This window comes from Streptomyces tauricus (assembly GCF_014650955.1).
Classification (GTDB): Bacteria; Actinomycetota; Actinomycetes; order Streptomycetales; family Streptomycetaceae; genus Streptomyces; species Streptomyces tauricus.
Genome location: NZ_BMVY01000001.1, coordinates 757795 through 776291, shown reverse-complemented (window position 1 = coordinate 776291; position 18497 = coordinate 757795). Strand labels below are relative to the sequence as shown.

19 protein-coding genes and 1 tRNA gene are annotated in these 18497 nt (G+C 70.7%); 14 read left to right on the top strand and 6 right to left on the bottom strand.

All coding sequences use genetic code 11. From position 1 onward, the window contains the following. Window positions 1-31 precede the first annotated feature (31 nt). The 3 genes from IE278_RS03290 (at window position 32) to IE278_RS03280 (ending at window position 2921) form a co-directional block, all read left to right on the top strand. Window positions 32-1069 carry an ABC transporter substrate-binding protein gene (locus IE278_RS03290; RefSeq protein ID WP_189768460.1) on the top strand — a complete coding sequence of 346 codons (1038 nt, stop codon included), beginning with the start codon at window positions 32-34 and terminating at the stop codon, window positions 1067-1069. Window positions 1070-1137: 68 nt separating this feature from the next. Next, window positions 1138-2112, top strand: a complete 975-nt coding sequence (locus tag IE278_RS03285) for a FecCD family ABC transporter permease (RefSeq protein WP_189769064.1) — start codon at window positions 1138-1140, stop codon at window positions 2110-2112. Next, the gene (locus IE278_RS03280) at window positions 2109-2921 is read left to right on the top strand and encodes an ABC transporter ATP-binding protein (RefSeq protein WP_189768458.1); all 813 of its coding nucleotides are present in this window, start codon (window positions 2109-2111) and stop codon (window positions 2919-2921) included. The genes IE278_RS03285 and IE278_RS03280 overlap by 4 nt, the downstream gene beginning before the upstream one ends. A gap of 9 nt (window positions 2922-2930) precedes the next feature. On the opposite strand, the gene IE278_RS03275 is transcribed toward IE278_RS03280, so the two are convergent. Beyond that, window positions 2931-3326 carry a guanyl-specific ribonuclease gene (locus IE278_RS03275; RefSeq protein ID WP_189768456.1) on the bottom strand — a complete coding sequence of 132 codons (396 nt, stop codon included), beginning with the start codon at window positions 3324-3326 and terminating at the stop codon, window positions 2931-2933. Window positions 3327-3469: 143 nt separating this feature from the next. On the opposite strand from IE278_RS03275, the gene IE278_RS43070 reads away from it, so the two are divergent. Further along, complete coding sequence (locus IE278_RS43070; protein ID WP_308434874.1) at window positions 3470-4879, top strand: ADP-ribosylglycohydrolase family protein; 1410 nt, start codon at window positions 3470-3472, stop codon at window positions 4877-4879. A gap of 70 nt (window positions 4880-4949) precedes the next feature. Here IE278_RS43070 and IE278_RS03265 read toward each other — a convergent pair whose 3' ends face one another. The 4 genes from IE278_RS03265 to IE278_RS03250 form a co-directional block, all read right to left on the bottom strand. After that, window positions 4950-5747, bottom strand: coding sequence for a GAF and ANTAR domain-containing protein (locus tag IE278_RS03265; protein WP_189768454.1), 798 nt, complete (start codon window positions 5745-5747; stop codon window positions 4950-4952). A gap of 481 nt (window positions 5748-6228) precedes the next feature. Further along, window positions 6229-7137, bottom strand: coding sequence for a GlxA family transcriptional regulator (locus IE278_RS03260; protein ID WP_189768452.1), 909 nt, complete (start codon window positions 7135-7137; stop codon window positions 6229-6231). A gap of 10 nt (window positions 7138-7147) precedes the next feature. Further along, the gene (locus tag IE278_RS03255; RefSeq protein ID WP_189768451.1) at window positions 7148-7747 is read right to left on the bottom strand and encodes a cysteine hydrolase family protein; all 600 of its coding nucleotides are present in this window, start codon (window positions 7745-7747) and stop codon (window positions 7148-7150) included. A 101-nt stretch (window positions 7748-7848) separates the two neighbouring features. Then, window positions 7849-8403 carry an RBBP9/YdeN family alpha/beta hydrolase gene (locus IE278_RS03250; RefSeq protein WP_189768448.1) on the bottom strand — a complete coding sequence of 185 codons (555 nt, stop codon included), beginning with the start codon at window positions 8401-8403 and terminating at the stop codon, window positions 7849-7851. A gap of 696 nt (window positions 8404-9099) precedes the next feature. On the opposite strand from IE278_RS03250, the gene IE278_RS03245 reads away from it, so the two are divergent. The 3 genes from IE278_RS03245 (at window position 9100) to IE278_RS03235 (ending at window position 10219) form a co-directional block, all read left to right on the top strand. Next, a tRNA-Met gene (locus IE278_RS03245) sits at window positions 9100-9173 on the top strand. 207 nt (window positions 9174-9380) lie between these two features. Then, complete coding sequence (locus tag IE278_RS03240; protein ID WP_189768446.1) at window positions 9381-9788, top strand: hypothetical protein; 408 nt, start codon at window positions 9381-9383, stop codon at window positions 9786-9788. Then, on the top strand, window positions 9785-10219 hold the full coding sequence (locus IE278_RS03235; RefSeq protein ID WP_189768444.1) for an ankyrin repeat domain-containing protein: 435 nt from the start codon (window positions 9785-9787) through the stop codon (window positions 10217-10219). Before IE278_RS03240 ends, IE278_RS03235 begins: the two co-directional genes overlap by 4 nt. A gap of 30 nt (window positions 10220-10249) precedes the next feature. On the opposite strand, the gene IE278_RS03230 is transcribed toward IE278_RS03235, so the two are convergent. Further along, complete coding sequence (locus IE278_RS03230; protein ID WP_189768441.1) at window positions 10250-10780, bottom strand: cupin domain-containing protein; 531 nt, start codon at window positions 10778-10780, stop codon at window positions 10250-10252. A 138-nt stretch (window positions 10781-10918) separates the two neighbouring features. On the opposite strand from IE278_RS03230, the gene IE278_RS03225 reads away from it, so the two are divergent. The 7 genes from IE278_RS03225 (at window position 10919) to IE278_RS03195 (ending at window position 18425) form a co-directional block, all read left to right on the top strand. Further along, the gene (locus tag IE278_RS03225; protein WP_189768439.1) at window positions 10919-11416 is read left to right on the top strand and encodes an RrF2 family transcriptional regulator; all 498 of its coding nucleotides are present in this window, start codon (window positions 10919-10921) and stop codon (window positions 11414-11416) included. Between the two features lie 125 nt (window positions 11417-11541). Beyond that, entirely contained in the window at window positions 11542-12384 is an 843-nt protein-coding gene (locus tag IE278_RS03220) for a DsbA family oxidoreductase (protein WP_246569926.1), read from the top strand. 632 nt (window positions 12385-13016) lie between these two features. Continuing rightward, window positions 13017-14588 (top strand): ABC transporter substrate-binding protein, encoded by a 1572-nt coding sequence (locus IE278_RS03215; protein ID WP_189768437.1) that lies wholly within the window; start codon window positions 13017-13019, stop codon window positions 14586-14588. 69 nt (window positions 14589-14657) lie between these two features. Next, window positions 14658-15686, top strand: coding sequence for an ABC transporter permease (locus IE278_RS03210; protein WP_189768435.1), 1029 nt, complete (start codon window positions 14658-14660; stop codon window positions 15684-15686). A gap of 2 nt (window positions 15687-15688) precedes the next feature. Then, on the top strand, window positions 15689-16576 hold the full coding sequence (locus IE278_RS03205) for an ABC transporter permease (RefSeq protein ID WP_189769060.1): 888 nt from the start codon (window positions 15689-15691) through the stop codon (window positions 16574-16576). Next, a complete protein-coding gene (locus IE278_RS03200; RefSeq protein WP_189768433.1) occupies window positions 16576-17556 on the top strand; it encodes an ABC transporter ATP-binding protein in 981 nt (326 codons plus the stop codon). The genes IE278_RS03205 and IE278_RS03200 overlap by 1 nt, the downstream gene beginning before the upstream one ends. Further along, on the top strand, window positions 17553-18425 hold the full coding sequence (locus tag IE278_RS03195) for an ABC transporter ATP-binding protein (protein WP_189768431.1): 873 nt from the start codon (window positions 17553-17555) through the stop codon (window positions 18423-18425). The genes IE278_RS03200 and IE278_RS03195 overlap by 4 nt, the downstream gene beginning before the upstream one ends. Window positions 18426-18497 lie beyond the last annotated feature (72 nt).

Sequence of the window (18497 nt, the reverse complement as noted above, 5' to 3'; positions counted from 1 at the left end):
GGCGGACCACCCACGTACCAAGGAGCCCCGCATGTCGAAGAAACGGCCGGTCGCCGTCGCCCTGGCCGGCGCCCTCTGTCTGGTCACGACGGCCTGTGCCGACGCGACCGGCACGACAGGCGCCGCGGCCGAGGCATCAGCCACCGCGGCGAGGCCGGGCTATCCGGTGACCCTCGAAAACTGCGGGGTGACCCAGAAGTTCACCGAGGCACCCAGCAGGGTGGTCGTCATGAACGGCGCCTCGGTGGCGGAGGTCTCCACCCTGCTCGCCCTCGGCCTCGGCGACAGCGTCGTCGCCAACCAGCAGAGCTACGGGATGTCCGAGGTCGAGGGCCGGGCCGAGGCCATCAAGGCCCTCCCCGACGGGGGCGTCGAGCTCAACGAGGCCTATGACGTCCCGCGCGAGGCGATGATCGGCCTGCGTCCCGATCTGGTGCTGTCCACGACCTCCTACGGCTTCGACGAGAAGAACGGCTTCGCCACCCGCGAGCAGCTCAAGGACGTGGGGGCCCGCACCTACGTCTCCCCGCAGGGCTGCGACCAGGACACCTCGAAGATGACGATCGCCGACAGTTACGCGCTCCTGCGGGACATGGGCAGGGTCTTCGACCGGAGCGACCGGGCCGAGCGACTGATCGCCGCGTCCGAGAAGAACATCGCGGGCGTCTCCGCCAAGGTGAAGGGCGAGAAGCGGCCCAAGGTCATGGTCCTCTTCTCCAACATGGCCATGGGCGGCAACGACTTCAGCTCGGTCGTCGCCAAGGGCATCTACAACGACATCCTCGCCGAGGCGGGCGGCACCAACGCCTTCGCGTCGGCGTCCAAGACCTCCTTCGCCGACCTGAGCAAGGAGAAGGTGGCCGCCACCGATGTCGACGCGCTCGTCGTCATCGGCTACAACGACCCGAACCCGGCGGCCTACGCCAGGAAACTGCTGAAGGAGTTCCCCCAGTGGCCGGCCGCGAAGAACAACACGTACGTGGCCCTGTCGGACTCGATGTACCTCGGCCCGAGCAACGACCTGGCCGTCGCGAAGATCGCCGAGATGCTGCACCCCGACACGTTCTGAAGCCCCTCCCGGGCCGTCTGCGGTTGTCGCTCGCGGCCCTCGCGCTGCTGGTCCTCCTCGTCGCCGTCATGGTGGTGGCGGTGAGCATCGGCGCGGTGAACATCCCCCTGACCGACGTGTGGTCGGTCCTCCTGCACCACGTCACCGGCCGCGGAGCCACCGGCGACCCGGCGCTGGACCAGATCGTGTGGACGTTCAGAGCACCCCGCGTCGCACTGGCGGCCCTGGTCGGCGCGGGCCTCGCCGTCGCCGGCGCGGTCCTGCAGACCCTGGTCTCCAACCCGCTCGCCGACCCCGTCGTCCTCGGCTTCTCGTACGGGGCCTCCCTGGGCGCCGTGCTGGTCATCACCCTCGGCGGCGCCGCCCTCGGCGGACTGGGCGGACTGGGCGTGTCCGGCGCGGCGTTCGTCGGCGCCCTGGCGGCCGGGGCCCTGGTCTTCGCCCTCGGACGGAGACAGGGCCGGCTGGCCCCCACCCGGCTCGTTTTGGCCGGGGTCGCCGTCGGCTACGTCCTCCTGTCGATGACCAGTTTCGTCCAGCTGATGGCGACCCCCACCGAACTGCGTACCGTGATGTTCTGGATGCTCGGCAGCGTCGCGGGCGCCCAGTGGGGCCAACTGCCCACCGTCACGGTGGTGGTCCTGGGGAGCACCGTCCTGCTCACCCTGTACGGGCGGCGGCTCAACGCCCTGCTGGCCGGTGACGAGTCCGCCACCGCTCTCGGCGTGGACGTCAACCGGCTGCGGGCCGTCCTGCTGGTGATCAGCGCGCTGCTCACGGGCACCGTCATCGCGGTCGCGGGCGGCGTCGGCTTCGTCGGCCTGATGATCCCGCATCTGGTGCGGCTCACGACGGGGGCCGACCACCGCAGACTGCTGCCCCTGACCGCACTCCTCGGTGCCGTCTACCTCGTGGCCGTCGACCTGCTCTCCCGCACCCTCACCCGCCCCAACGAACTCCCGCTCGGCATCCTCACCGCCCTCCTGGGCGCCCCCTTCTTCCTGTGGCTGCTGCGCCGCAGCAAGGGTCTGGACAGCGCATGAAACTGACCGTGGACCACCTCCGCATCACCCTGGACCGCACGCCCGTCCTCCGTGAGGTGAGTCTGGAGGCCGCCCCGGGTGACGTCGTCGGCCTCGTGGGCCCCAACGGCAGTGGGAAGTCCACCCTGTTGCGGGCGGTCTACCGCTCACTCCGGCCGGCCGGGGGAGTGGTCCGGGTGGGCGGGGACGACGTATGGGCACTGTCGTCCCGTACGGCAGCCCTGCGAACGGCGGCCGTCCTTCAGGACGCCGCCACGACGACCGGCCTGAACGTGACGGAGATCGTCGCCCTGGGCCGGACGCCCCATCACGGGCTGATGGACAGGGACGGCGCCGAGGACCGTCGGGCGGTCGCCGAAGCGGTCGGCCGCTGCGGGGTCGGGCCCTTCGCGGACCGGGACTGGGCCACCCTGTCCGGCGGCGAACGCCAGCGTGTCCTGCTGGCCCGCGCACTCGCTCAGCAGCCGCGCCTGCTGGTCCTGGACGAACTCACCAACCACCTGGACATCCGCGCCCGGTTCGAACTCCTGGAGCTCATCCGCAGCACCGGGATCACCACCCTGGCGGTCCTGCACGACCTCGACCTGGCCGCGCGGCTCTGCGACCGTCTCGTCGTGCTCCACGAGGGCGCGGTGGTGGCGGCGGGCCCGGTCCTGGAGGTCCTGACACCCGAGCTGCTGCGCGAGGTCTTCGGCGTACAGGGGGACACGGCGAGGCACGCGGACGGCGTCGTGCGCATCACGTACGCGGCCAGGCCACTCGCCCCGCGGCCGATGGGAGTGGGGGGTCCGCGGGGCGAGGGTTCCTGAACGTGCCGGTCAGCAGCTGTAGTTGACCAGCCTGAACGAGGCGTAGTGATCGGCCGTGTAGTAGTCCTCCCGGACTTCCTCACCGGTCACGATGCGACGGGCACCGCGCGTGGAGGAGCCGGGCGTGATCACCGTGTACTCGTGGTAGTAGCCGGTCGACCGGCTGGGCAGGATGCCTTCCCGGTTCTGGAAGACGCTGCCGTCCTGCGAGTAGGGGTAGGGGCCGCCCTGCTCGATCAGGTCCAGCGTGTCGTGCGCCTGGGACGGCAGACTGCCGTAGCAGATGCTGCCGACCGCCGAGGCGGACGTGCCCGCGGCCTCGGCGGTCGCTGTGCCGCCGACGAGGAGAGCGGACAGAACGGCGGCTGCGGCGCCGATGCGAGTGATTCGTGGGGGGAATCTCATGCCCCCATGATGACGCGCGTAGACGCTGACATGTCAATGACAACCACGAAGATTTTCACCGTCTCGTCCGATGAGTTCTCGGGAAGTTAACCTCCCGCCGCGCGGCGATTCCATGTGGCGCCGAGGAAGGCGTACTTGGCAGGATGAGCGAGATGTCCACCGATCTGCCCATCCACGATCCTTCCGCCGACGATTCCTTCACATCAGCCGACTTCTCCGGCCTCTCCGACTCCTTCGATCACCGCTCCGCGGCCCGCGACGCGCTGCGTGGCCTGGCGGTCGGTGACGCCTTCGGAGCCCAGTTCTTCGTACCGGAGAACCTTCCCGGCCTGCGGGAACGCCGGCTCCCCACCGCCGAGTGGCCCTGGACGGACGACACGGAAATGGCCTGCTCGGTCTTCGAGGTGCTGCGCCGGCGCGGCAGCGTGGACCAGTACGACCTCGCGCAGGGCTTCGCCCGCCGGCACGACTTCGACCGCGGCTACGGCCCGGCGATGAACCGGCTGCTGCGGCTCGTCCGGGAGGGCGGCAGGTGGCAGGAGCTGGCCGCGGAACTGTTCGACGGCCAGGGGTCGTGGGGCAACGGGGCCGCGATGCGGGTGGCGCCCCTCGGGGCGTGGTTCGCCGTGGATCCGGCCGAGGCCGCCGCGCAGGCCGGCCGGCAGGCCCGGGTGACCCACACGCACCCGGAGGCCGTGGCCGGAGCCGCCGCGATCGCGGTCGCCGCCGCCTGTGCGGCTCGCGGGCGGGTACGGCCGGTGACCGGAGCCCAATTGCTGGCGACGGTGGAGGAACTGACACCGCAGGGCCGGATCCGGGCGGGTGTCGCCGAGGCCCGGGAGCTGCTGAGCCAGCCGCACGCCGAGTACGCGGCGCATCGGCTCGGCAACGGGCGGCGGGTGAGCGCGGCGGACACGGTGCCCTTCGCCCTCTGGTGCGCGGCCCGGCACCTGGAGGACTTCGAGGAGGCGTTGTGGGCGTGTGCGTCGGTGGGCGGGGACGTGGACACCACATGCGCGATCGTCGGCGGGATCATCGCCGCGCGCGTGGGCACGGACGGCATCCCCGCCGGGTGGCGCGCCGCGAGCGAGGCACTGCCGGAGTGGGTGGCGGAGAACGAACTGGGCGAGGACCTCACCCGTACCGCACTGGGTGATGAGGTGACGCCCCTGCGTCGGCCCGAGAGCATTCCGGTGCCCCGGCTGGAGTGGACGCCGGGGCAGTGGCAGCGTGTGCGGCACGGCGTGCGGTCCCTCAGCATGGAGGAGAAGTGGGACGCGTACCTGGAGGGCGATCAGCTGTCGCTGCACCGCAGTTGGACCGGCCATGGTGTCTTCCGGGTGACCGTGGCCGAGGGAGCGGGCGGCCGTCGGCCGGTGGCCGCGTGGGTCGAGTCGGACCCCGACCTCTACCGCCGGGGCGGCGACGAGTCGGAGAGCGCCTTCCTGGAACTCTTCCTGCGCGCCTGGTACATGGACGACACGCGACCCGAACTGTGGGAACGCTACAACGCATTGCGCCGCGCCGAAGCGGCGGGCGACGCCGGCCCGTAACCCCCTGGCCGAAGCTGGTGATCCGCGGGACATGGGAGGACGCGCCGGAGCCGTACCGCACGTATGTGGGTCAGCCCGACTCACCAGCTTGGACGCGGGCGGTGGCATGGAGCTGTTCCAGTGCGTCCAGGACGATGGTGTGCCGGTGCCAGAGCAACCAGTGACCCACATGTGTGCCGACGGCTTCCAGAGCGGCGAGTTGCGCACGGGTGAAGTCGGTCAGGGGCTGTTCGTGATGGCTGGAGATGATGCCCACGACCCGGTCCTTGCGGCCCACCAGCGGCACACTGTGGGCGGCCCGGCTGCCTGTCTGCAGGATCGCGTGCCGGGACTCGTCGTCGAAGACGTCCGCGACCGCCACGTCCTTCACCGTGATCTGCTGGCGCTGTTCGGCGGACTGCGCACAGGACGTCGTGGAATCCCGTACGAACGCGAAGAACTCGGTGAACTCCTGGTTCAGCCCGGTGTGCTTCTCCAGGCGCAGCATGCCCTGCTCCGCCAACTGCACGTTGCCCATGGTGGTTTCGGTGATGTGCAGTACGCGCCGCATCGCGTTCCTCAGCACCACCCCGTGGTTGGTGCGGCTCGACTCGTCCACCGCCAGGTTCGGAAGCGGCGGAGGGCTGTAGCGGGCGCGTCTGGGGAACCACAGTTCGGCGTCGGTGTCGGGTGGCGCGGTGTGCAGTACGGCATCGGCCAGTGTGTGCAGCTTGATGTTGAACTGCTGTGAGGTCTGCCGCAGCAATTCGAACGCCTCCTGCTGTGAGGCAAGGCGGTAACGGCCGGTCAGGACCCGCTGCGCATGCGCGACACCGATGTGTGCCAGCCGTCGGTTGCGCTGCCCCGCCGTCTCGTCCGTTTCCGGCATGCCGGCGGAACGAGAGGTGTTGCGGGGGAGTGGGTGAGGGGATTCCTGGCTCACGACACGGTCTTCCTTACACGCTTGGGCACGACAGAACGCTCACACGAACCTCACGTTCTTCCACTGGTGAGGTTCATGGAGGACATGTGCCTATTGCCCAAGCACCGGCACAACTTTACCCGCAGATGTGACCCTTCATGACACCGGCCCACGCACTACTGGGGCCGTACGCGCGCGGTACCTGCTGTGACGGAAGCGCGTCGGTGGAGGCATGTTGGGAGCGTCGCACCGGGCCCGCGGAGCCGGCGCATGTGCGGGCGCCGGTATTCGGCCAACCCTGGTACGACGCCGACGGCGGCCTCCCCGACGACGCCCCGCTCGGCCTCCGGTCCGGGGCAGAAACATGGAGTCTCCGGAGGCGGGCCACGCCCAACTCCCCTCGCCGCGCGCCGAGTCCGGCGGACTGCCCCGGTGCCGACTACCGTGATCAGGTGGTGCGGGCGCGCAGGCGACGCAGCATGCGCGGGTCCTCGAAGCCCACGGAACGGGCGGCGGCGTCCATGGTCGCGCCATGGCTGATGAGGTGCTGGGCGCGTTCGAGCCGGAGTGTCTGCTGATAGCGCAGGGGGGTCAGCCCGGTGGCGCGGCTGAAGAGACGGGTGAGGGTGCGTTCGCTGACCCCCACGGCCGAGGCCACGGTGGGCAGGGGGAGCGGCTGGTCGAAGCGCTCGTCGATCAGGTCCTGCGCCCGGTGCACGGTGTCGTCGAGGTGCGAACGGTGCCGGAGCATCGCGCTGGACTGCGGTTCGTGACCGTTGCGGCGGGCGTAGACGACCATCTCCCGGGCCACCTGGGCGGCGACGGCGGGACCGTGCCGGCCCGCGACCAGGTGCAGGGCCAGATCGATGCCACTGGCGATACCGGCCGAGGTGACCACCCGGTCGTCCGTGGTGAACAGCACGTCGCGGACGACCAGCGCCCGCGGATGACGCCGGGCCAGCTCGTCCTGCACGTCATGGTGGGTGGTGCAGTGACGGCCGTCCAGCAGACCGGCCTGACCGAGGGCCTCGGCCCCGGCGCAGACGCTGGCCACCGTGCCGCCCCGGGTGTGGTGCTCCCTGATGGCCCGCAGAGGGGCGCTGCCGATGGCGGGGCTGTCGGCCAGGGTGCCCGCCCGCCAGCCGGGCACCACGACCAGGTCCTCGGGTCCGAGCTCCGGCCAGTCGAGCCGGGCCACCAGCGGCAGCCCCTGAGCCGTGCGGACCTGGGGCCGCTCGGCGACGTAGGACAGCGTGTACGGGTACCCGAAGTCGTCGGCGGTGGAGAAGACCTGCGCGGGGCCGGCCAGATCCAGCAGATGGACTCCGGGCACCAGGAAGAAGACGATGTGACTCACGATCCGGTCATCATGCCCGATGTGCTGCCGCGGCCTCAAGACCGTCGACCGTCGCGATGGTGGCGAAGCGTCCGGCCAGGGCGTACTCGGTGCGCCGGACGACCTCGTCGGCGGCGAGCGTACGAGGGTCGGCCAGCAGGTCGGCGACGCTCTGGTCGTCGGGGGCGTCGCGGTGCGGGATGGGGTTGGTCGCGGTCGCGTCGGTGACGAAGGTGACCTGGTAACCGAGGTCGCTCGCGACACGGGTGGTGGTCTCCACGCACTGCTCGGTGCGGATGCCGCAGACGACGAGTTCGCGGACCCCGCGTTCGGTGAGCACCTGCTGGAGGTTGGTCGTGGTGAAGGCGTTGTGCGAGGTCTTGTGGATCAGCGGCTCACCCTCCTCCTGCTCCAGTTCCTCCATGAGCCGGACATGGCCGAGGGCCGGGTCGAAGACATCGCCGCTGCCGGGCTCGCAGTGCAGTACCCACACCACGAGGTCCCCGGCCGCGCGGGCGAGCCGGACCAGCCGGTTCACCTGGTCGGCGATCTTCGGGTCGGAGATCGTCGACCACAGCGGACGGGCGCGGAAGGACTCCTGGACATCGATGACGATCAGTGCTCGGTTCATGCCCAGAGTCTGTGTCACACGTGGGGCGCCACGACACACCGCATCGGGTCCCGAAGCGGACCGATCCGGTCAGTGGTCGGAGACCCGGCACGGGCCACGGCCTACGCGTTCGGCCGGTCGACGAGCGTGCGCAGGAGCTCCTGTCCCACCGGCCAGTCGCCGAGACCGCTGTCCGAGTTGATGTGACCGCAGTTCTCGACGAGATGCGGTTCTGCCTGCCAGTCGCGCGCGAACGCGGCGGACGCCGCCGGATCGCAGTACGGGTCGTCGTCGCCGGCCACCAGCAGACTGCGGCACGGCAGCGGGCGAGCGGTCACGTCCACGAACGAGGCCGCCGCCCGGCCAGGGAACGATGTGGCCCGGGTGTTCGGAGGAGCGACCAGGAAGGCCGCGACCCCGGTGGGCCGCACACGGTCCAGCCACTCCGCGGCCGTCCAGCAGCCGAGGCTGTGCGCCACCAGTACGACCTGGCTGTCGTGCCGCGCGACGGACTCGTAGGCGGTCTGGACCGCGTCGACCCAGTCCGACAGCTCGGGCCTGCTCCACGAGGCCGGCGCGATACGGACAGCCGAGCCGCCCCACCGCTTCTCCCACAAGCTCTGCCAGTGCCGCTCGTCCGAACCGTCGATCCCGGGGATGATGACGTACGAGACCATGGCCCGCCTTCCTTCCGATCGCGGTGCCCGTGCTTCGCGGGGTCACCATGCGGCGATTATCGGTGGTGGGGTCACAGTGGTGGGCCCGGGGTGCGTCCGACCCCATACGATCCGGCACGTCCCGCCCGTCGGGGCCGAAACGCGTTCTTGCCTCGTACCAGCGACGTTCTAAGATCTCGGACAGAGACATCGGCTCCCGCACGGGCAGCCGGGCGGCCCGCCGCGGCGGGCCCCAGCAGGCGGCCCCCAGTCCCCGGGCCCGAGAGACCACCACGCCACACGGGAAACCGGAGTCCGCATCCCGCGATGCTCTGCGCGGACCCCGGTCCCTCGTCCTCCCGGCTTTTCGAGTCGGGGCGTACTCCCGCGCGCCCCGAGTGCCGCGAGGACGATCCCGCGCGAGGCTCTCGCGTCAGGGGACGACGCGAGTCCTCACGCAGGCGGCCGCCGTCGTCGCAGACAGAAGACGGCGGCCGCCACACCCCGCGTTACCGGGTGCGCTCTTCAACTACCCGCGTTCCCGGCCGATTCACAGCTCACCCGGGCGCTGCGACGGCCCCTCGCACAGCGCGGATGCGCCACAGGGAGGCCGCACGGAGGCCGCACGGAGGTGGCGCGGGGGCCGCCCGGAGGCCCCGTGGTCGCGGTGGGTGGTCATCGAGGCCCTCGATGATGGCGTATGGTAGGCGATGTCGACGCGGGGTGGAGCAGCTCGGTAGCTCGCTGGGCTCATAACCCAGAGGTCGCAGGTTCAAATCCTGTCCCCGCTACTGTCGAAGAGGGTCCGGACCGTGAGGTCCGGGCCCTCTCGCGTTCTCCGGCGGTTCACCGATTCCATCGTCGGCGGCACGACGCGGTGCCTGGTGGAGGCCGCTCGGAAACCCGCTGGCCGTGCGCCGGAGCTGCCGATACCGTCGGGCTCCCGGCAGGCCGCGGCAGCCGTTGCCCGGCCCTCCCTCGTCCAGAGAGTGATTCCAGTGACCAGCCCCCGAGCGACGACGACCCTGTGGCGCCCCACCGGCCCCAAGGAGCTGGAGCTGGTCCGTGCGCTGGACTGGCGTGCCTGGCCGCCCCGGCTTCCCGAGCAGCCGATCTTCTACCCGGTCCTCAACGAGGACTACGCCGTCAGGATCGCGCGGGACTGGAACGTCAAGCACGACGGCGCCGGCTTCGTCACCAGGTTTGACGTCGACTCCGACTTCGTACGCAGGTACCCGGTCCGACAGGCGGGCGGGCGGACGATCCTGGAGCTGTGGGTACCGGCCGAGGAGCTCGACGAGTTCAACGCGCACATCGTCGGCGGGATCCAGGTGGTGCATGAGTTCCACGCGGCCGGAGAGACGCCCGCGGCTCCGGCTTCGACTCCGGCTTCGGGGGCACTGTGAACAGGCGTCGGCAGAAGAAACTGTCCCAGCGGCTCATCAACGCGGCGACCTTCGGCGACAGCGGCGAGATCGACGCACTCCTGCGAGCCGGTGCCGACCCCGAGGCGGCCAACTCCGAAGGGACCAGGCCCCTTTACGCCGCCTCGGTCCATGGCGCCACCGACCATGTGCTTCGCCTGCTCGCGGCCGGGGCCCGGCCCGACACCGAGAGCGGGCGCGGCGCGGAAGGCACACCCCTGTGCGGGGCCGCTTGCTGGGGACACGTAGAGACGGTTCGCGCACTTCTGGCGCACGGCGCCGATCCCCGGCTCCGCGAGGACCATGGCACGGGTCGCTCCCCGCTGGAGTGGGCGATGGCCGGGCCCCACCCGGAGACGATCGACGTGCTTCTCGCCGCGGGCGCCCAGCCGCCCGGCCCAGCTGTCAGCTGACGCACCGAAGGCCCTGGGCCACTCGGTGCGTCAGGACTCGTCCGGCGAAAGCGCGTACAGCTGGGGGAGGTTGACCACGATCGCCTCCTGCGTGCTGCGGGCGATGACGACCACCGCCTCGTCGTCCGGGTCCGGGTTCTCCTCCCGGTGCGGGACGAACGGCGGTACGAAGATGTAGTCGCCGGGGGAGGTCCGCAGCCGTACCTCCTTCGGCTCCTCGCCGTCGCCGTCGCCTTCGCCCGAGTCGTCGATGAAGACGAACTCGGGGTGCCCGCTCACCACATAGATGGCGGTCTCGGACTCACCGTGATGGTGGTCGGAGGAAGCCGTCGACGGGGCCACATGTGTCTGGCCCATCCACAGCTTCTCGGAGCCGACCGTCTTCCCGCTGACAGCCGCGAACCTGCGCATGCCACCGCTCTGCGCGGTGTCGCCGTCCAGGGCGCCGGCGCGGATGTGGTGCAGACGGCCGCGCAGGGGTGCGGTCGGGTGGTCCGGGTCCGGTGTGTCGTGGAGGTGCGGGTGGAAACCCTCACCGGGGGTCGTCAGCGGCTCGCTCATGGCGGCGACGCTAGAGCGGCCCCGAAAAGGATGTCAAGAGGTGTCCATTGCCTTTCACCTGCGGCAATGTTCCCGCAATGTTGGAAACAAGCCGCCGAAGCCCCGCCTGCCGACCCACTCCTCAGGCATGATGTGCGCATGCATATTTCCGCGAAGGCGGACTACGCCATGAGGGCGCTGCTGGAGCTCGCCCGCGAACCTTCCCGTCCGCTCACCTGTGAAGCCATCGCCTCCTCGCAGGAGATCCCGTTCCGCTTCCTGAAGTCCGTGGTGGGTGAACTGCGCAGAGCCGGCCTGGTGCGCAGCCAGCGCGGCTGCGAGGGCGGTTACTGGCTCGGCAGACCCGCCGAGGACATCACCCTGCTGGACGTCACGCGTGCCGTGGACGGTGAGTTGATCACCCTGCGCGGCGAGCCGCTGGCGGGCCTCGACTACCCGGGCCCCGCGACCGGGCTGCCCGATGTGTGGCGAGAGGTCGAGGCGGGTGCCGCGGCGGTCCTGGGCGGGGTGACTCTGACCTCGCTGCTCACCACGGGAGCCACGGGAGCCACGGGAGCCACGACAGCGACGGGAGCGACGGGAGCCACGAGAACCGTGGGGGCCACGGAACGGTTTGCCGGGAGAGGCGCCGCGTGACAGGCGCGCCACCGTCACCGGAACCGGTACCGATCTCGGCCTCGGTACCCGCCTCGGTACGCGCATGGCTACCCGCCTCGGCACCGGGCCCGGCAGCGGTCGAAGTCGTCGAGTACACCGACCCGTTGTGCCCCTGGGCCTGGGGATCCGAGCCCGTCTTCCGCGCGTTGCGGGCGGCGCTGGCCGGCCGGGTGCGCTGGCGGAGGGCGTACGCGATCCTCTTCGATCACGACGACGATCCGCCGCCCGACCCGGCGGCGGAGAGGGCCTGGTACGCGCGCTACGTCGAGGAGATCAGCTCGCACACCCGGGCCCCGCGCGCCGTGCGGCTCAGCCGTATGCCGGCCGACTCCTGGCCCGCCTCGCTCGTCGCCAAAGCCGCCGAACCGCAGGGCCCGGAGGTGGCCGAACGGGTGCTGCGGCGGCTGCGGGAGAGCGTCTTCGTGCTCGGCGAACCCGCGGACACCACCGAGTTGGCGTTGGCCGCGGTCCGGGGCGTACCGGACCTGGATCCGCGGCGGCTCGCGGTCGACGCCGCCTCCGGAGCGGTGCTGGAGCAGGTGCGCGCCGACCGGCTGGAGGCCCGCCGTCCGGTGGCCGACGTGCTCTCCGCGCGGGGCGGGTCGCCGCATCCGGGCGCCGCCAAGGAGACCGCCGAGGGCGGACACCGGTACGCGCTGCCGACTTTGCTCGTCCGGACCGCGGGCGAGTACCGCGTCGTACCCGGCTGGCGGCCCTACGAGGCGTACGCGGCTGCCGTCGAGGAAGTGGGTCCCGGGCCGGCGGTAGCCCCCGCGCCGCTCACTCCGGCGGACGCGCTGGAGCGCTACCGCAGCCTGACCGATCCGGAGCGCGCGCTGCTGACGGAGGGGCACTGGCCGCCCCCGGGTGCCGTACGGGTGGACACGGCCAACGGGCCCCTGTGGCTGCACCCCGACGAGGCGGCGACACACCCCGCCGCACCCTGAGTTCATGGTGGCCGGAGCTGTGATCTGCGACGGACGCCGTCCCGCCCAATGAGACACCAATTGGTGTCCATTGACAGTCGGTTGCGGGAGCCCCCAGGATGAGCACCATGCTTACGACGCACCCCGGTGTGGTGTGCCGCTACGTGGACCTGCGGCGCACCAGCAGCGCACTCTGTCGCTGACCCTTCGCCGTCCCCGGTCCGCGGACGCCTGACCGCCGCCTCCGGCACTGGCCGTCCAGTGCTCGACTGAGCCGCTCTCGCATCCGCGCCCTCTGTTCGCGCCCCCCCGTTCGCGCCCGCTGTTCGGGCGTCCCTTCGCGCCTTCCGTCCGCGGTCGCTTTCGCCGCGCCCCGGCGTACACCTTCCACACCCCCGGCCGCCCTCCCCGCGAGCCCGTCGACTCCCTCCTGCCCTCAATGCCTCGTGCCCTGAGCGCCGCATGCCCAGGTGCACGCCGGCGCTGTCCCCGGCATGCCCGTGCGGGTCCGAGTCGACGTTCCGTGCGGGACGAGGCCGGCCTGTCTGCCCTGCCTGCCGGCTCGGCCCGTCTGCCTTGTTCCGTCAGCCCGGCCCATTCGCCTTGCTCCTCCCGCCCCGGCCCCGGCCGGAGCCCGCCACAGGAAGAACGAGATGCCCGCTCACCTCATCACCCACCGCCCCGGACCGGACCGCCGTACGTCCCGAGGTGCAGGCCGCCTGCGGGCCGCAGCCCTCGGCACCGCCTTCGTCGCCGTGCTCACCCCCGTCCTGAGCGCCTGCGGCGGTGACTCCGCCGCGTCGAGCGGCGGGTCCACGCTGAAGTGGACCTCTTCGTACTTCCCGACCCACTGGGACCCGGTGGTCGGAGGCAGCGGCGCGCAGTTCCGTGAACTCGCCCTCGCCTACGCCTCGTTGACCCGTACGGACGAGAGCGGCAAGGCCGTTCCCGACCTCGCCAAGAGCTGGGAGTACAACGACAAGGGTGACCAGATCACCTTCCATCTGCGCTCCGGCCTGAAGTTCAGCGACGGCGAGCCGGTCGACGCCGCCGCGGTCAAGGCGGCCATCGAACGGGCGCAGAAGCAGAAGAACTCGGCGCTCTTCGGTGACTTGACCTCCATCAAGTCGGTGGACGCCGACGGTCTTGACGCGGTCCTGCACCTCAGCCAGGTCGACTACCAGATACCCCAGTTGCTCGGTCAGCGGGTGCTGCAGATCGCCAGCCCCAAGGCAGCGAAGAACCCCGAGAAGCTGGACCAGAACCCGGTCGGCGCGGGCCCGTTCGTCGTCACCCAGGTGATCCCGGGCACCAAGGCGCTCCTGAAGAAGAACCCGGACTACTGGGACGCGAAGAACATCCACATCGACAACGTCGAGCTGACCTCCGCCCCCGACGCCTCCACCGTCGTCTCCGGCCTGCGGACCGGCGTCTACAACTTCGCCGACCTGGACCCGAGTCAGGCCTCCGCCGCCAAGAAGGCCGGCCTGGACGTCTTCGTACAGCCGGGCTTCAACGCCTCCAACCTCAGCCTCAACGTCAACAAGGCACCCTTCGACAACGACAGGGTCGTCGACGCCGTACGCCACGCGGTCAACCGCAAGGAGTTCGTCGACAAGCTGACCTTCGGCTACGGCGAGGTGACCGACCAGCCGTTCCCCAAGGGGTACGAGGCCTACGACCCCGAGTCGGAGAACGCCTACCCCTACGACCCGGCGAAGTCGAAGAAGCTCCTCGCCGAGGCGGGCTACAAGTCCGGCGACATCAAGCTGAACCTGGTCATCCCCGCGGAGGACCCCCAGGCGGAGATCGTCCAGTCGCAGCTCGCCAAGGTCGGCATCAAGGTCACCATCAAGATAGACAAGAACTGGGCCACCCCCTTCTTCGCGAAGGACCTGACGTTCTCGCTGTACGGGACCACCGGCCGTGACTCCGCGGCGCAGACCCTCACCGCCCACTTCGGCCCCAACGGCCCGCTGAACCTCAGCACGCCCTACGAGCCGGACGGTTTCGAGGCCGCCATCGCCAAGGTGCGCGAGACCCCGCTGGACGCCCCCGACTACACGAAGGTGCTCCAGGCGGCGACCCGGGCGGGCCTCGAAAGCAAGGCGCTGGTGTTCACCTACTCCCAGCCGAACCTCATCGCCAAGAGCAAGTCGATCTCGGACCTGCCCAAGAACCCGGCCCACATCGACTGGACCGGCGTGACCATCTCCGGCAGCTGACACCCACCCGGTACCGGTACGCCCAGCACGGAACCCACCACAAGACCACCACAAGAGAGGGGCAAGCCCATGACGACGACCGCGGAACAGGCCCCGCCTGCCCGCCGTCGCGGGGTCGTCGGGACCAGGGTGCGGCACACGCTCGGCCGCCTCCTGGTCACCCTGGCCCGGTCGGTCGCCATCTTCGTACCCGTCTTCCTGGTCGCGACCTTCGTGACCTTCGCGCTGCGGTCGATGAGCGGACTCAGCCCGGCCCGGATCCAGTTGGGCGAGGAGGCGACACCCGAGGCGATCGCACGGGTCGAGGCCCAGTGGGGTCTCGACCGGCCCTTCCTGGTCCAGTACTGGGACTGGTTCACCGGTGTCCTGCACGGACAGCTCGGCACCAGCTGGACCAACGGCGCCGACATCTCCACACTCATCGGCCTCGGCCTCGGAGTGAGCCTGTCCGTCGCCACGTTCGCACTGATCATCGGTGTCGTCCTCGGCTTCACCCTCGGCACGCTCGCGGCGCTCAAGCGCACCACCTGGATCGACCGGGCCATCACCGGCTTCGTCACCCTGATCTCGGTGATGCCCGCGTTCGTCGTCGGCATCGTGCTGGTCGCGGTCTTCGCCGTGGGACTGCACCTGTTCCCCTCCGCCGGTTACATCCCGGCGGAACAGGGCTTCGGTCCCTGGCTCGCGCACATCACCCTCCCGGCGCTCGCGCTCAGCTTCGACGTCGTCGCCGACGTGGCCCGCCAACTTCGTGGCAGCCTCGTCGCGGCCTTCCGTGAGAACTACGTGACGGGCGCGGTGGTACGGGGCCTGAGTCCGCGTCGGATCTTCCTCGGCCATGTGCTCCGCAACGGCATCGGCCCGGCCCTGGCCACCCTCGGCCTGAAGTTCCCCGCCCTGGTCGGCGCCTCCGTCGTCACCGAGTGGATCTTCGGGCTGCAGGGCTTCGGCCGGTTCGCCAACGACTCCGCCCAGGCCGGCGACGTACCGGCCGTGCAGGGCGTCCTCGTGGTGTCGATCGTCCTGGTCGTCCTCTTCAACCTGATCGTCAACCTGGTGCTGGCACGTGTCACACCGGCATCCCAGCGGGGGGTATGACCATGGTGCGCCGCGTCCTCACCCTGACATCCGGCCGGATCGCCGTGGTCATCCTCGCCGCGATCGCGCTGCTGGCCGTCTTCGGCCCGCTGCTCGCTCCGCAGAACCCCCTGGCCACCAGCGACAACACCCTCGCCGCGGCCTCGGGATCCCACTGGCTGGGCACCGACTACCTCGGCCGGGACACCTTCAGCCGGCTCCTGGACGGCTCACGCGTCAGCGTGCTCGGCTCCCTCGAAGTGGCCCTGATGGCACTGGTCGTCGGCGCGATCCCGGGCATCCTGTCGGTCTACCTCGGCCGGACCTTCGAATGGCTCACCCTGCGCCTGGCCGACACGCTGGTCGCCCTGCCGTTCCTGCTGTTCGCGGTCGCGGTCATCGCGCTCCTCGGCAACGGCATCACCCAGGCCATGCTCGTCACGGGCGCGTTGGTCTCCCCGCTCTTCTACCGCGTGGCCCGCGCCGCCACCCTGGCCGTCGCCCGCTCCCCGTACGTGGAGGCCGCGCTGATCGCGGGTGCCTCGACCGGCTGGATCGTCCGCCGGCACGTCTGGGTCAAGGTGCTCCCGCCGATCGCCGTCGCCCTCGCCCAGACCATCGGCGTCGGCTTCATCATCGTCTCCAGCCTCACCTTCCTGGGCATCGGCGTGCAGCCTCCCGCACCCACCTGGGGCGGGCTGCTCGCCTCCGACCTCGGCTACCTCAGCTACCAGCCGTGGGCGCCCCTCGCCCCCGCCGTGCTCATCATGATCACCGTCTGGGCCGGCAACCTGCTCGCCGACGCGATCCGCGATGTCTCCGGCGAGGCGGGCCGGGCCTTCGTCAACACCCGCAAGGCCCGCGCCAATCGCCTCGGCAAGCCCGACCCCGTATCCACCGGAGGTGCGTGATGACGACGCTGTCCGAACTGTCAGACAACGCCGCTGCCGGCACCGCCCAGCGTGCCGGTGAGCCCGACACCGAGCCCGACAGCCCCGGCACCGAGCCCGGCACCGAGACCGCCGACGAGCCCCGTACGGCTGTCCCGGCAGCGGCAGCCGCACCCGTGCTCGCCGTGCGCGGTGTGCACATCAGCGACCAGGTCACCGACCGCGAGATCGTGCACGGGGTGAGCTTCGAACTCACCCCGGGGAAAACGGTCGGCATCGTCGGTGAGTCGGGCAGCGGCAAGACCCTCACCTGCCGTGCCACGCTGGGCATCCTGCCCCCGCACTTCGAGGTCTCCGCGGGCTCGATCGAGATCGCCGGCACCGACATAGCGACCCTGACCCCCCAGCAGTGGACAGCCCTGCGCGGCGCCACGATCAGCGCGGTCTTCCAGGACCCGGCGTCCTACCTCAACCCCTCCATCCGGGTGGGCGCGCAGATCGCCGAGGTCATCCGGGTCAAGAAGGGGCTCAAGCGGCGCGAAGCACGCCACCGGGCCGTCGAACTGCTCCAGGCCGTCCAACTGCGCGATCCGGAGCTGGTCTACGGCCAGTACACCCACGAACTGTCCGGAGGCATGCTCCAGCGCGTCCTGATCGCCGCCGCGATCGCCGCCGACCCGCAGATCCTCATCGCCGACGAGGCGACGACCGCGCTGGACGTCACGGTCCAGGCCGAGATCCTCGACCTCCTCGCCGAACTGCGCCAACAGGCCGGTCTCGCCCTGGTGGTCGTCTCCCACGACCTGGCCGTCGTCGCCCAGTTGTGCGACGAGGTCCTCGTCATGCGCGAGGGCGAGGTGGTGGAACAGGGCACGACGAGCGAAGTCCTCCACCACCCGCGCCACGAGTACACCCGGCTGCTCATCGCCGAGCACGACCAGTACGGCCTGGAGAAATTCCTCGCGCCGCTCACCCCGCTCACGCCGCAGGAGACATCGTGACCACCGAACACGCGCAGGGACAGCGGCCCGCCGACGCGGCGGCGGACGGGCGTGCCGTCCTGGAGGTCACCGGCCTCGACGTGCACTACGGGTCCCGCCGGCAGCGCCGCCGCGCGCTGCACGACGTCTCGCTGAGCGTCGCACCCGGTGAAACCGTCGGCATCATCGGCGAGACGGGGTCGGGCAAGTCCACCTTCGCCCGTACGGTCCTGGGCCTGGTACGCGCCTCCGCGGGCCGGATCGTCATCGGCGGCGAGGACGTCGGAGCGTACGGCGGCCGTCAGTGGCGCAGGCTGCGGCGCCGCGGGATCGTCCAGTACGTCTTCCAGGACCCGTTGCGCAGCCTCGACCCCGACCTCACCGTCGAGGAGTCGCTGATCGAGCCGCTGCTCATCCAGGGGGTCGCGCGACAGGAAGCGACCGCCCGGGCCCGTACGTTCCTCGCGCGCGTCCAGCTCTCCGAGGAACTGCTCGACCGGCTGCCGGGGGAGCTGTCCGGCGGTCAGCGCCAGCGGGTCGCGGTGGCCCGGGCGCTGGTCACCGAACCGAAGCTGATCATCCTCGACGAGCCGGTCAGCGCCCTCGACTCCGCCAACCGCGTCCAGATCCTGCAGATCCTCAAGGACCTGCGCGCGGCGGGTGTGGCCCTCGTCTTCATCTCGCACGACCTGGGATCCGTCGCCGGGGTCGCCGACCGTATCGCCGTGCTCTACCAGGGCGAACTCGTCGAGGTCGGGGCCGCCCGTGAGGTCATCACCGCCCCCCGGCACGTGTACACCCGGCTGCTCGTCGGCTCCGCACCCACCCTGCGGACGGCATCGGCCGACCGGGCCGAGCGCGACCGCCTGCGCGCGCTGCTGCACGCCTGAAAAGCGGTACCGCGAGGCCCGTGAACTCTTAACCTTCTGCACCCTCGCTTTCCGCACCCCTCAACTTCCGCA